The following is an 11,826-nucleotide window of genomic DNA, read 5'->3' on the forward strand; positions in this document are numbered from 1 at the left end:
ATCTGCTGAGCGCCACTGCCGCCGAGTGGCAGCGACTCGGTCTTGGCTCCGACGCCGAACGTCAGCGCTGGCTCGGCCAGCTCGCTGCACTCTGGCCCGATGTGCAGGCAGGCGACAAGCTCACCTTCTATGTCGACAAGGGGGGGGCAGGCCACTTCTGGTGGCAGGAAAAACCCCTCGGCACCCTGGCCGATCCGCAATTCTCGGCCGCTTTTCTCGCCATCTGGCTGGCTGACAACAGCCGCGATCCCGCCCTTACCCGCCGCCTGCGTGGCCAACCCTGAACATGGAGTCTCTGATGTCCTTCTATCGTGCATACCGCTGGTTGCTGCTGCTCCCTTTTTTGCTGCTGAGCGGCTGTGGTGCCAGTCTCGATGACTATCGGGGGCAGGGGCCAAACTGGGATCTCGCCCGTTTCTTCAATGGCAAACTGGTGGCTCACGGCCTGGTGACCGACCGCAGCGGCGAAGTGACCAGTCGCTTTCGGGTCGAGATGGTGGGTCGTTGGAAGGATGGCAAGGGAGAGTTGTTCGAGCAGTTCTACTTTGATGATGGCCGCCAACAGACCCGTACCTGGTATCTGAGCAAGGGGGTTGACGGTCACTGGCGAGGTACAGCTTCCGATGTGGTGGGGGAGGCGGTGGGTAAAGCCCAAGGGTTCGCCCTCAACTGGCGTTATCAGCTCGATCTGGCGCTGCCGGATGGCGAGGTGGTGCGGGTGAGCTTCGATGACTGGATGTACCTGCTGGACGAAGATCGTCTGATCAATCGTGCCGAGATCAGCAAGTTCGGTATCCATCTTGGCGAGGTGATCCTCTATATCGAACGTCAGCCCTGACCGTTAACGCAAGATAACGGCCAGTAAAAAGCGCGCCGATGGCGCGCTTTTGTTTACCGAAAAACCAGAGTCATCAGATGATGCGGTTCTCTTCCAGCATCTTGCGACGGGCCTCTTCCTTGGCCATCTTCTTCTTGCGGTTGTCGCAGGGTTCCGGGCAATCGCACTCTTTCTCGATGCCGACGCTACCCAGACCGCCACAGGAGCCGGAGATGGTCTTCTTCTGGAAGATATAACCGATAGCCATGGCGGCTATCACCAGCATGAATACCCCGAAGGTGATCAGAAAAATCTGCATCTCTACCTCTTACTTCTTGACCAGATAGGGCTTGAAGGCATCGGAGTAAGCCTCTTCAAAGCCGTTGTCCGTCTTGGTGATCACGAAGATCGCCAGGCCGCGCTCGTTGGCATAGGCCAGGCTCTTCTCGGTCCCCATCACCATAAACACGGTGGCCAACCCGTCTGCGGTCATGCAGGAGGGGTGGATCACGGTGACCGACACCAAACGGTGCTGGATCGGCTTGCCGCTGCGCGGATCTATGGTGTGGGAGAAGCGCTGACCATCCAGTTCATAGTAGTTGCGGTAATCGCCGGAGGTAGCCACCCCGTTGTCACCGGGCACGATCACCTCTTGCACCGTGCCGGTGCCTGCGGTGGGCTTCTCGATGGCCACGCGCCAGGGGTGACCCTTGCCGTTGACGCCATTGATCCGCAGCTCGCCGCCAATCTCCACCAGATAGTTGCGCGCCCCCAGTGACTCCAGATACTCGGCTACCTTGTCCACACCAAAGCCCTTGGCGATAGCGGAGAGATCGACGTAAAGATCCGGAATGTCTTTTTGCAGGGTATCGGCATCCACCGAGGTGATGACGTGCAGGTTGCCCAGACCGGTCTTCTGGCGAGTCTGGGTGATCAGCTCATCGGAGGGGACCTTGGTCGGTTTCTTGTCCGGGCCAAAGCCCCACAGATTGACCAAGGGGCCAACGGTGACGTCCAGCGCCCCCTGGCTCTCACGGCCAATGTGAATGGCCTCTGTGACGACCCGTGCGGTATCGCGGGAGACCACAACCGGTTTGTTGTCACGGCTCTGGTTGAAGCGCGACAGTTCGGAATCGGGGCGATAGGTCGACATCTGATCGTTGACCCGCTCCAGCAAGACATCGACCTCAGCTTGAAGCTTGGCCGGATCGGTGATGACGCTGTCCGCCACCTTGATGGAGTAGTAAGTGCCCATGGTGCTGCCGGTGATGTGGATCTCCGGTTTGGATTGGACCGTCTCCTGACCGCACCCAGTCAAGAAAAAGGCTAGCCCGAAGGCTAGCCAGGTCTTTACAACACTGTGCATGGATTAACCACCAAAGTCATCCAACAGGATGTTTTCGTCTTCAACGCCCAAGTCTTTGAGCATGTTGATGACGGCAGCGTTCATTACCGGAGGTCCACACATGTAGAACTCGCAATCTTCCGGTGCTTCGTGGTTCTTGAGATAGTTCTCGTAGAGCACGTTGTGGATGAAGCCGGTGTAGCCGTCCCAGTTGTCTTCCGGTTGCGGATCAGACAGCGCGACGTTCCAGGTGAAGTTCTCGTTCTCGGCGGCGAGCATGTCAAAGTCTTCGACATAGAACATTTCGCGCTTGGAACGGGCACCGTACCAGAAGCTCATCTTGCGCTTGGACTTCAGGCGACGCAGCTGGTCGAAGATATGGGAACGCATCGGCGCCATACCTGCACCACCACCGATGAATACCATTTCGGCATCGGTGTCCTTGGCGAAGAACTCACCGAACGGACCGGAGATAGTCACCTTGTCGCCAGCCTTCAGGCTGAAGATGTAGGAGGACATCTGTCCCGGAGGGGCAGTCCAGTTGCTGGGCGGCGGGGTCGCGATACGCACGTTCAGCATGATTATGCCGAACTCTTCCGGATAGTTGGCCATGGAGTAGGCACGGATGATCGGCTCATCGACCTTGGACTCCAGCTCAAAAATCTTGAAGCGATCCCAGTCCCCGCGATACTCCTCGGGAATATCGAAGTTCTTGTAGTGCACGTGGTGAGCCGGGGCTTCAATCTGGATATAACCACCGGCGCGGAACGGCACGCTCTCGCCATCGGGGATCTGCAGCTTGAGCTCCTTGATGAAGGTGGCTTTGTTATCGTTGGAGATAACAGTACATTCCCACTTCTTCACCCCGAAGATCTCTTCCGGCAGTTCAATATCCATGTCGGAGCGAACGGTAACCTGACAGGCCAGACGCTCGCCATGACGGGCTTCGCCCTTGCTGATGTGATCCAGTTCGGTCGGCAGAATGTCGCCACCACCGGATTTCACCCGTACCTTGCACTGGCCGCAGGAGCCACCGCCGCCACAGGCGGAGGAGACGAAGATACCGCTGCCAGCCAGCACGCCGAGCAGCTTGCCACCGGCCGGGCTGGTCACAGCCTTGGCCGGGTCACCATTGATGCTGATTGTCACGTCGCCCGCGGTCACCAGCTTGGACTTGGCGAACAGAATGACTGCCACCAGTGCCAGCAGGATCACGGTAAACATGACCACACCCAAAATAATTTCCATCTATCGTTCCTTTCTGATTGCAGGAAAGCCGATTACAGGGAGATACCAGAGAAGGACATGAAGCCCAGCGCCATCAGACCGGCGGTGATGAAGGTGATGCCCAGACCGCGCAGGCCTTCCGGAACATCGGAATACTTCATCTTCTCGCGGATACCTGCCAGCGCAACGATTGCCAGCATCCAGCCTGCCCCTGAACCCACACCGTAGACCACAGACTCCATGAAGTTGTAGTCACGCTGCACCATGAAGGAGACGCCACCGAAGATGGCGCAGTTCACGGTGATGAGCGGCAGGAAGATACCCAGCGCGTTGTAGAGTGCCGGGAAGTACTTGTCCAGCGCCATCTCCAGGATCTGTACCAGTGCTGCAATCACACCGATGAAGGTGATGAAGCTCAAGAAGCTCAGATCCAGACCGGATACCAGAGCGCCATCTTTAAGCACGTAGTTGTAGATCAGGTTGTTGGCAGGAACCGCGATGGTCTGCACCACAATAACGGCAATACCCAGACCCATGGAGGTCTTTACCTTCTTGGACACCGCCAGGAAGGTACACATCCCCAGGAAGAAGGAGAGTGCCAGGTTTTCGATGAAGATCGATTTAATCAACAGACTCAGATAGTGTTCCATACCTTAATCCTTCGCCTCCACCTGCTTGGGATCCTTGGTGCGCACGCCCCAAATGATCAGACCAATGATGAAGAATGCACTCGGCGGCAGCAGCAGCAGGCCGTTGGGCACATACCAGCCACCGTTGTTCACCAGCGGCAGCAGCTCGATGCCGAACCAGGTGCCGGAGCCCAGCAGTTCACGCACGGTCGCGACGCTCAGCAGAATGGCGCCATAGCCCAGACCGTTGCCGATACCATCCAGGAAGGAGGGCAGCGGGGCACTCTTCATGGCGTACGCTTCAGCGCGGCCCATTACGATACAGTTGGTGATGATCAGACCCACGAAGACCGACAGTTGCTTGGAGATGTCATAGGCATACGCCTTGAGCACCTGGTCAACCACGATAACCAGTGAGGCGATGATCGCCATCTGCACGATGATCCGGACGCTGTTCGGGATCTGGTTGCGGATCAGGGAGATGAACAGGTTTGAGAAGGCGGTGACCGCCATGACCGCGAGGGTCATTACAAACGCAGTTTTCATCTGGCTGGTAACCGCCAGTGCAGAACAGACACCCAGCACCTGCAAGGCGATGGGGTTGTTGCCCAGCACAGGCGTCAACAGCAACTTCTTCATTTCGCTCTTGTCAGCCATTGTTGATTTCTCCTGCACGAACCTTGGCCAGGAAAGGACCGAAGCCCTTGGGACCCATCCAGAAGTCGAAGGTATGCTGTACGCCGTTACCGGTCAGAGTGGCACCGGAGAGACCATCGATCTCGTGCTCGGAGCCCGCCGGAGCATGGCCCTTGATGACGCGCAGCGCCGGCATGCCATTCTGGTCGAACAGTTTCTTGTCCTTGAACAGCGCCTGCCAGGCCGGGTTTTCGATCTCGCCACCCAGACCCGGGGTTTCACCGTGGTCATAGTAGGTGATGCCCTTGATGGTCTGGCCATCAGCGGCAATGGCGACGAAGGCATACATGGTCGACCACAGACCCTGACCGTAGATGGGCAGGATGATGCTGTCGATCTTGCCTTCGGCATCCTTGGCGAAGAATACCGGGATCTGCTTGGAGATCTGACGCAGGCTGGCCTTGTCGTCAGCGGCGGCAAGACGGATGCTGCGGGCCGGATCTTTGGCTGCCTGCTTGGTGTCGAAGTTGTCGGCATCTCCGTCAACAAAGTCACCGGTCGCCAGATCCACCAGACGCGCTTCGATCTTCTCGCCGTACAGTTTGGCCAGGTCACGCTTGGCCACTTCGCTTACATCCACACCGGCTACGGCGAGAATGTTGCTCTGCTTGTCCAGCGCCTTGTTTTCCTGCTGGGTAGAACGCAGGCCCACAGCGGCAACGGATACCACGATGGAACAGGCCAGACACAGGCCGGTGACCACGCTGACGGTGCCGAGGGTTGAATCTTTATTAAACGCCACGAGCAATCCTCCGCTTGATGTTTGCCTGAGCGACGAAGTGGTCAAACAGGGGAGCAAACAGGTTCGCAAACAGAATGGCCAGCATCATGCCTTCCGGGAACGCAGGGTTGACCACGCGAACCAGCACGACCATTACGCCGATCAGGGCGCCATACCACCACTTGCCTTTGTTGGTAAAGGCGGCGGAGACAGGGTCGGTCGCCATGAAGGCCATACCGAAGGCGAAGCCACCCAGTACCAGATGCCAGTGCCACGGCATGTTGAACATGGGGTTGGTATCGGAACCGATGACGTTGAACAGCAGGGAGGTGGCGATCATACCGATCATCACGCCGGCGATGATGCGCCAGGAGGCGATGCGCATGTAGACGATCATGGCGGCACCCAGCAGGATCATCAGGGTAGAGACTTCACCGATGGAACCCGGCAGGTTACCCAGGAAAGCGTCCATCCAGCTGATAGCCTGGCCAGTTGCACCGTTGATCAGCGCCATCTGGCCGCCTTGGGCCCACTGGCTCAGGGCAGTCGCGCCGGAGAAGCCGTCAACGGCAACCCACACGGCGTCACCGGAGATCTGGCCCGGGTAGGCGAAGAACAGGAACGCACGACCAGCCAGCGCCGGGTTCAGGAAGTTCTTGCCGGTACCACCGAACACCTCTTTGGCCATCACCACACCGAAGGTGATACCCAGCGCAGCTTGCCACAGGGGCAGCTCGGGCGGCACGATCAGGGCAAACAGGATTGAGGTAACGAAGAAGCCTTCGTTGATCTCGTGTTTGCGCACCATGGCGAACAGCACTTCCCAGAAACCACCGACAAAGAAGACGGTGATGTAGATCGGGAAGAAGTGGGTGGCGCCAATCAGCATCTTGCTGCCGATACCGGCTACAGCCGGATCGAGGGAGGCGCCCAGCATGGTAGCCAGGGCATATTGCCAGCTGCTGGCTCCAGCAGCCGAGCCCATGTGGGCAATGGCGGCAATCGCCTGGTTACCAACGTTGTACATGCCCCAGAACATGGCCGGGAACACGGCCAGCCACACCATGATCATCATGCGCTTCAGATCGAGCGCATCACGAACGTGGGAGGCGTTGCGGGTAACGCTACCCGGGGTGTAGAACAGGGTGTACGCCGCTTCGAACAGGGCATAGTACTTGGCGTACTTTCCACCCGGTTCGAAGTGGTGTTCCATATTTTCAAGAAGTTGCTTGAAACTCATCGCTTAACCTTCCAGTTCAATCTTGGTCAGGCACTCACGCAAGATCGGGCCGTACTCTGTCTTGCCGGGGCAGACAAAGGTACAGAGCGCCAAATCTTCCTCATCCAGCTCCAGGCAGCCCAGTGCTTGCGCACCGTCGGTATCGCCGGAGACCATGTCCCGCAGCAGCAGGGTCGGCAGGATGTCGAGTGGCATCACCCGCTCATAGTTGCCGATAGGCACCATGGAACGGTCACTACCGTTGGTAGTGGTGGTGAAGTTGATCAGCTTGCCCTTCATCAGATGAGAGAGGGTGGTACGGGTGATAGAGAACTTGTTGGCGCTGGGGTTGATCCAGCCCAGGAACTCTTTCTCGCGACCTTCACCCAGCACGCAAACCTGATTGTGGTAGCGCCCCAGGTAGTCGTGAACACCTTCGGCTTTGGCACCACTCAGGATAGAACCGGAGATGATACGGTTTTCGTCGGCACGCAGCTCATTATTGGTGAGCTGACTGATGCAGGCGCCCAGACGGGTACGCAGCAGACGCGGCTTGAGCACGTTCGGGCCAGCCAGCGCGATCACCTTGTCAGTGAAGATCTGACCGGTGGTGAACAGCTTGCCGAATGCAATCACATCCTGATAGTTGATGTGCCACTGCACCTTGGTGCTGCTGACCGGATCCAGGAAGTGGATATGGGTACCCGGCAGACCGGCAGGGTGCGGACCAACGAAGATCTCTTCCTTGACCTGAGCCAGCGGAGAGTGGGGCAGACTGCCTTCGCCTTTACAGACGTAGACGGCGCCGTCGGTCAGGCGGGTCAATACGGCCAGACCATCGAGGAAGGCCTGCGGCTGTTCCTTGATAATCAGCTCGGCATCGGCTGCCAGCGGGTTGGTGTCCATTGCAGTCACAAAGATGGCGCGCGGGGCAGACGCTACCGCGGGGACTTTGCTGAACGGACGGGTACGCAACGCAGTCCACTGACCTGATGCGACCAGGATCTCTTGCACCTTGCTGCGCTCGAGCTTGGCCAGCTCGGCAGAGGCAAAATGCTCAAACGTCACCTGTTCATCGGAACCGTCGAGGTCGATGACCACAGACTGGAGAACACGTTTGGCACCACGGTTGATCTCTGAAACCACACCGGTGGCAGGAGCTGTGAATTTAACGCCCGGATTCTTCTTGTCTTCAAAAAGATCCTGACCTTTGATGACGCGATCACCTACTTTGACGAACATAGTAGGTCGCATCCCCACAAACTCCTCGCCCAGTGTCGCAACACGGGTGATGGCGGGGCCATCGTAGATTACTTGCTCTGGCGCACCCAGCACGGGGATGTCCAGTCCTCTTTTGATTGTAATCATACTTACTTGCACTACCGTTACGGGAGAGGTTGGTTAGCGCCGAGAAATACATCACGACGGGTGGTTGAATGAGTCGGTGTTGTGGTTGCGCCAAGTGGGCAGGCTCAACAATTATTCAACATGCAGGCTCACTCAAAAGCGCTTGAGTTTACCACTTAAGGTGCATTTTCTGCCATGCCAAATGGGCAAAATCCCCGTGCCATCACAAAATTAACCTGCAATGAATAAGCCCCCGACACCTTGTAAGTAGTGGTTTTAAAGGTTTTTTTATTTCGATACCTCGATGGGGGTATTTGCCGTTGCCTCCACTATGAGCAAAAAAGCCTTGATGCCGAAATATACCCCCTTGGATGTAGCCTTTTCGGGGCCAATGGGGGAAATTTGTTTAATTTTTGTTGGCAGGTTCTCGAGGGAAATCCTGTGGTACAACCGGTTTCAGGAGAGTGACGGTTTGCCAACGCAGCTCGGAGTGCGTGGGGCATGGCCTTTTTCCTGCCACTCGGTCTCTGTGTAGGTATGCAGTGCCAGTGCATGAACGGCACCGGCCAGCTCATCGGCCAGTACCGCATTGACCTGACGATGACGGGCCAGCAGCCGCTGCCCTGCAAATTGCTCGCTGACGATCACCACCTTGAAGTGGCTCTCAGATCCCGGTTCCACACGGTGCATATGGCTCTCGTTGATCACCTCCAGCACGGTGGGGGAGAGGGCGGCGGTCAGCTTGGCTTCAATCAGTTGTTGGATGGTCATCGGATCGGCTTCCAGAGTGAATGTCGGGCCATTCTATCGGCAGTCGCGGGATGGAATAAGCCCCCGGAAGAGGGAAATCACCCGTCAGTTGCCCCCTTGATGCGCATCGAACTGGTGAAATTCCTGCTCCTCGCTAGAATAGCGCCACTTTGCGTCGCCCCTGGCGCCTGTATACACGAATCAAGCCGAGGTTGGACTCTTCCTATGCAAACCCTTCTCGACACTCCCCATTGCCAGCTCACGCTCTACCGCTATCCGCGCCAGAGTCAGGAGACCCTGCAAGCCTGGGATGCGGCTGACGAATACCTGATCAACACCCTGGCGGAGTCTCCCCTCGAGCAGGCGGGCCCCGTCATCATCATGAATGACGGTTTTGGCGCGCTGGCGGCCTATCTGCATCCGCACTCCCCCTACTGCGTCACCGACTCTTACATCAGTGAGCGGGCGACCCTGGCCAATCTGGCCGAAAACGGACTGGATGCAGGCGGGATCCGCTTGCAGGATGCGCTGGCGCCGCTGCCCGATGCCCCTGCTCTGGTGGTGATCAAGGTCTCCAAATATCAGGCACTGCTGGAGCAGCAACTGCTGGCGCTGCGGGAGGTGGTGACACCGGCAACCCGCGTTATCGCTGCCGGCAAGGCGAAGGATATTCATACCTCCACGCTCAAGTTGTTTGAGAAGTATCTGGGGCCTACCCGTACCTCGCTGGCCTGGAAGAAGGCGCGCCTCATTCACTGCGAGCCGCAGGCAGAACGTCCCGCGCTGGCCAACCCCTTCCCGACTGTCTGGCCGCTGGAGGGGAGTGGCATGCTCATCCACAACCATGCCAACGTCTTCTCGCGCACCAGTCTCGATATCGGTGCCCGCTTTATGCTGGACAACCTGCCCATCCACAGTGCCCGCAAGGTGATCGATCTGGGCTGTGGCAACGGGGTGCTGGGTCTGTCGCTGCTCGCCAAAGATAGCGAGGTGGAGGTGACCTTTATCGATGAATCCTATATGGCGGTCGCCTCGGCACAGCTCAACGTCGAGCACAATCTGCCCGATGCACTGCCGCGCGCCCACTTTATGGTCAATAACTGTCTCGACGGGGTGGCGGTCGGCTCGGCGGATCGGATCCTCTGCAACCCTCCTTTCCATCAGTTGCAGGCGATCACCGATCATATTGCCTGGCAGATGTTCAGCGATGCGCACCGGGTGTTGCCTCAAGGGGGTGAACTCTGGATAGTAGGCAACCGTCATCTGGACTATCACAACAAACTCAAGCGCTTGTTTGCCAACGCACAAGTCGTTGCGTCGAACAGCAAATTCGTTATTTTGAAAGCCATCAAACGCTAAAGCCAAAGGAAACCATGATGAAAAAGTCACTCTTGCTGCTGGCCGCCCTGATGCTGGGCGGGTGTGCCACTCATTGGCCGGAGACAGCGCTGCTCAATCCGCAGGTGATCCCCGCCAACCAGCAATACTACTCTGGCAATCGCATTACCATGGAAGGGGTAGACAAGCGTGAGGCTGCTTACGTCTTCTCCATTAAACATAAAGAGAAAGCGCCCGTGCTGGTCAACAGCGAGCGTCCGCTCAACCTGCTGATGGCCGAGCGGCTGGCCGAAGGTCTGCGCAGCCAGGGTCTGGAAGTGGGCAACAGTGGCACCACCAACCTGACGCTGGTGATCTCTAACGCCGCAGTCAATGTGGAAGAGAAGACCTTTACCTATGTCACCAAGTCCCGCGTTAGCCTGCAGGTGATCGCCGATTTTCAGGGCAACCGTCTGACCAAGCAGTTCAACATGTCCTCCAGCAAGGAGAGCCCGAGCGAGCCAAGCATGGCCGACCTGGAGTCTACACTGAACCTGCAACTGGGTAGCGTGCTGCAGCAGATCATGGCGGATGACGCGCTGCGCGGTTACCTGAAAGGTCAACCGAACGGTGCAGGGGTCTGATGATGAAAAAACTCTGGTTGCTGGCCATGCTGATCGCCCCGCTGGCTTTCGCAGGCCCGAAAGTCAGAATGGAGACCAACCACGGCAATATCGTGGTGGAGTTGGCGTCCAAGCAGGCGCCCCAGACGGTGAAGAACTTCCTGCGCTACGTGGCTGATGGCAGCTATGACGGCAGTATCTTCCACCGGGTGATCCAGGATTTCGTGGTGCAGGGTGGGGGCTACAACCAGCAGTTCCAGCAACTGCCAACTTATGAGCCTGTGGTCAACGAGTCGCGCGGCGGTCTGGCCAACAAGCGTGGCTCCATCGCCATGGCCCGCACTCAGGCAGTTGACAGCGCTACTCGCCAGTTCTACTTCAATCTGGTCGACAACAATAACCTCAACGCCGGTGGCTCTGCGGGTTATACCGTGTTCGGTCAGGTGGTTCAGGGGATGGCGGTGCTGGACAAGCTGGCTCAGGTACAGACCGGTTACAGCCCCATTCTGCGTGCCAACGATGTGCCGACCAGTCCCATCATTCTGAAGAAGGTGGTCTTGCTGGCAGAAACTCCGGCAGACAAGAAAGTCGACAAGAAAGCGGGCAAGTAACTCTCGCCGGACGCGGTTCGTCACCTCGCCTCGTCAGGTCACGATACAAGGCTCATCCCGTTCGGGATGGGCCTTTTCTCATCCGGTGTCCCGTCCTGAATATGGTTTACACCTTTCCCCCCAATAAATGGAGAACCCGATGGGACAAGGTGTGAAACGGACACAACGCGATTACTCGCTGACTTTTAAACTGGCACTGGTCGAGCAGATTGAAAAAGGCGAGCTCACCTACAAACAGGCTCAGGTGCGTTATGGCATTCAGGGCCGCTCCACTGTTCTGGTATGGTTGCGTAAACATGGTCGGCAAGATTGGAGCCAGGGGCTTCTGTTCGTGCCGGCAGGAGCATCACCATGCCAGACCCCGACAACCAGACGCCCGAGCAGCGCATCAAGGAACTCGAGCAACAGCTGGCGCTGATGAGTCAGAAAGCCCAGTTCTTTGAGGCCGTCGTCGATGTACTGAAGAATGACTACGGCGTCTCCATCGTAAAAAAGCGACCCGGCAAGTCCTCTCGCAGCGGCAA

At 57.6% G+C, this 11,826-nt stretch carries 14 protein-coding genes and 1 pseudogene; 6 read left to right on the forward strand and 9 right to left on the reverse strand.

Annotated elements, in window-relative coordinates:
- Together AB5Y92_RS20565 and AB5Y92_RS20570 are read left to right on the forward strand one after the other, a co-directional pair.
- Positions 1-284, forward strand: a 284-nt coding sequence (locus AB5Y92_RS20565; RefSeq protein WP_368227526.1) for a chalcone isomerase family protein, incomplete at its 5' end; no start/stop codon positions are given.
- A 14-nt stretch (positions 285-298) separates the two neighbouring features.
- A complete protein-coding gene (locus AB5Y92_RS20570) occupies positions 299-838 on the forward strand; it encodes a DUF3833 domain-containing protein (RefSeq protein WP_368227528.1) in 540 nt (179 codons plus the stop codon).
- Positions 839-911: 73 nt separating this feature from the next.
- Here AB5Y92_RS20570 and nqrM read toward each other — a convergent pair whose 3' ends face one another.
- From nqrM to AB5Y92_RS20615, 9 genes are all read right to left on the reverse strand, one after another.
- The gene (gene nqrM / locus AB5Y92_RS20575; protein WP_005338668.1) at positions 912-1,136 is read right to left on the reverse strand and encodes a (Na+)-NQR maturation NqrM; all 225 of its coding nucleotides are present in this window, start codon (positions 1,134-1,136) and stop codon (positions 912-914) included.
- A gap of 9 nt (positions 1,137-1,145) precedes the next feature.
- Entirely contained in the window at positions 1,146-2,183 is a 1,038-nt protein-coding gene (locus AB5Y92_RS20580) for an FAD:protein FMN transferase (RefSeq protein WP_368227530.1), read from the reverse strand.
- A 3-nt stretch (positions 2,184-2,186) separates the two neighbouring features.
- Positions 2,187-3,410 carry an NADH:ubiquinone reductase (Na(+)-transporting) subunit F gene (gene nqrF / locus AB5Y92_RS20585; protein WP_005338656.1) on the reverse strand — a complete coding sequence of 408 codons (1,224 nt, stop codon included), beginning with the start codon at positions 3,408-3,410 and terminating at the stop codon, positions 2,187-2,189.
- A 32-nt stretch (positions 3,411-3,442) separates the two neighbouring features.
- Positions 3,443-4,039 carry an NADH:ubiquinone reductase (Na(+)-transporting) subunit E gene (nqrE, locus tag AB5Y92_RS20590; RefSeq protein WP_005338645.1) on the reverse strand — a complete coding sequence of 199 codons (597 nt, stop codon included), beginning with the start codon at positions 4,037-4,039 and terminating at the stop codon, positions 3,443-3,445.
- 3 nt (positions 4,040-4,042) lie between these two features.
- Positions 4,043-4,675, reverse strand: coding sequence for an NADH:ubiquinone reductase (Na(+)-transporting) subunit D (locus AB5Y92_RS20595; protein ID WP_005338644.1), 633 nt, complete (start codon positions 4,673-4,675; stop codon positions 4,043-4,045).
- On the reverse strand, positions 4,668-5,456 hold the full coding sequence (locus AB5Y92_RS20600) for a Na(+)-translocating NADH-quinone reductase subunit C (RefSeq protein ID WP_164537543.1): 789 nt from the start codon (positions 5,454-5,456) through the stop codon (positions 4,668-4,670). Before AB5Y92_RS20600 ends, AB5Y92_RS20595 begins: the two co-directional genes overlap by 8 nt.
- A complete protein-coding gene (locus tag AB5Y92_RS20605; RefSeq protein ID WP_005338642.1) occupies positions 5,446-6,675 on the reverse strand; it encodes an NADH:ubiquinone reductase (Na(+)-transporting) subunit B in 1,230 nt (409 codons plus the stop codon). Before AB5Y92_RS20605 ends, AB5Y92_RS20600 begins: the two co-directional genes overlap by 11 nt.
- 3 nt (positions 6,676-6,678) lie before the next feature.
- Entirely contained in the window at positions 6,679-8,022 is a 1,344-nt protein-coding gene (locus tag AB5Y92_RS20610; protein WP_005349684.1) for a Na(+)-translocating NADH-quinone reductase subunit A, read from the reverse strand.
- Between the two features lie 435 nt (positions 8,023-8,457).
- Positions 8,458-8,772, reverse strand: a complete 315-nt coding sequence (locus AB5Y92_RS20615; protein WP_005349687.1) for a BolA family transcriptional regulator — start codon at positions 8,770-8,772, stop codon at positions 8,458-8,460.
- A gap of 204 nt (positions 8,773-8,976) precedes the next feature.
- Between AB5Y92_RS20615 and AB5Y92_RS20620 the strand changes: the two genes are divergently transcribed.
- The 4 genes and pseudogenes from AB5Y92_RS20620 to AB5Y92_RS20635 form a co-directional block, all read left to right on the forward strand.
- A complete protein-coding gene (locus AB5Y92_RS20620; protein WP_164537541.1) occupies positions 8,977-10,110 on the forward strand; it encodes a methyltransferase in 1,134 nt (377 codons plus the stop codon).
- 17 nt (positions 10,111-10,127) lie between these two features.
- A complete protein-coding gene (locus AB5Y92_RS20625; protein WP_005349692.1) occupies positions 10,128-10,712 on the forward strand; it encodes a YajG family lipoprotein in 585 nt (194 codons plus the stop codon).
- 2 nt (positions 10,713-10,714) lie between these two features.
- Positions 10,715-11,302, forward strand: a complete 588-nt coding sequence (locus tag AB5Y92_RS20630; protein ID WP_368227532.1) for a peptidylprolyl isomerase — start codon at positions 10,715-10,717, stop codon at positions 11,300-11,302.
- 139 nt (positions 11,303-11,441) lie between these two features.
- Positions 11,442-11,826: pseudogene (locus AB5Y92_RS20635) on the forward strand (IS3 family transposase); the annotation flags it as partial.

The sequence above is a fragment of the Aeromonas sp. R1-1 genome, assembly GCF_040908495.1.
GTDB lineage: Bacteria > Pseudomonadota > Gammaproteobacteria > Enterobacterales > Aeromonadaceae > Aeromonas > Aeromonas veronii.

What these genes read in the sequence shown, in the direction of transcription:
- AB5Y92_RS20570 (WP_368227528.1), top strand. Translation starts at nt 299, where the DNA reads ATGTCCTTCTATCGTGCATACCGCTGGTTGCTGCTGCTCCCTTTTTTG.
- nqrM (WP_005338668.1), bottom strand. Translation starts at nt 1,136, where the DNA reads ATGCAGATTTTTCTGATCACCTTCGGGGTATTCATGCTGGTGATAGCC.
- AB5Y92_RS20580 (WP_368227530.1), bottom strand. Translation starts at nt 2,183, where the DNA reads ATGCACAGTGTTGTAAAGACCTGGCTAGCCTTCGGGCTAGCCTTTTTC.
- nqrF (WP_005338656.1), bottom strand. Translation starts at nt 3,410, where the DNA reads ATGGAAATTATTTTGGGTGTGGTCATGTTTACCGTGATCCTGCTGGCA.
- nqrE (WP_005338645.1), bottom strand. Translation starts at nt 4,039, where the DNA reads ATGGAACACTATCTGAGTCTGTTGATTAAATCGATCTTCATCGAAAAC.
- AB5Y92_RS20595 (WP_005338644.1), bottom strand. Translation starts at nt 4,675, where the DNA reads ATGGCTGACAAGAGCGAAATGAAGAAGTTGCTGTTGACGCCTGTGCTG.
- AB5Y92_RS20605 (WP_005338642.1), bottom strand. Translation starts at nt 6,675, where the DNA reads ATGAGTTTCAAGCAACTTCTTGAAAATATGGAACACCACTTCGAACCG.
- AB5Y92_RS20610 (WP_005349684.1), bottom strand. Translation starts at nt 8,022, where the DNA reads ATGATTACAATCAAAAGAGGACTGGACATCCCCGTGCTGGGTGCGCCA.
- AB5Y92_RS20615 (WP_005349687.1), bottom strand. Translation starts at nt 8,772, where the DNA reads ATGACCATCCAACAACTGATTGAAGCCAAGCTGACCGCCGCCCTCTCC.
- AB5Y92_RS20620 (WP_164537541.1), top strand. Translation starts at nt 8,977, where the DNA reads ATGCAAACCCTTCTCGACACTCCCCATTGCCAGCTCACGCTCTACCGC.
- AB5Y92_RS20625 (WP_005349692.1), top strand. Translation starts at nt 10,128, where the DNA reads ATGAAAAAGTCACTCTTGCTGCTGGCCGCCCTGATGCTGGGCGGGTGT.
- AB5Y92_RS20630 (WP_368227532.1), top strand. Translation starts at nt 10,715, where the DNA reads ATGAAAAAACTCTGGTTGCTGGCCATGCTGATCGCCCCGCTGGCTTTC.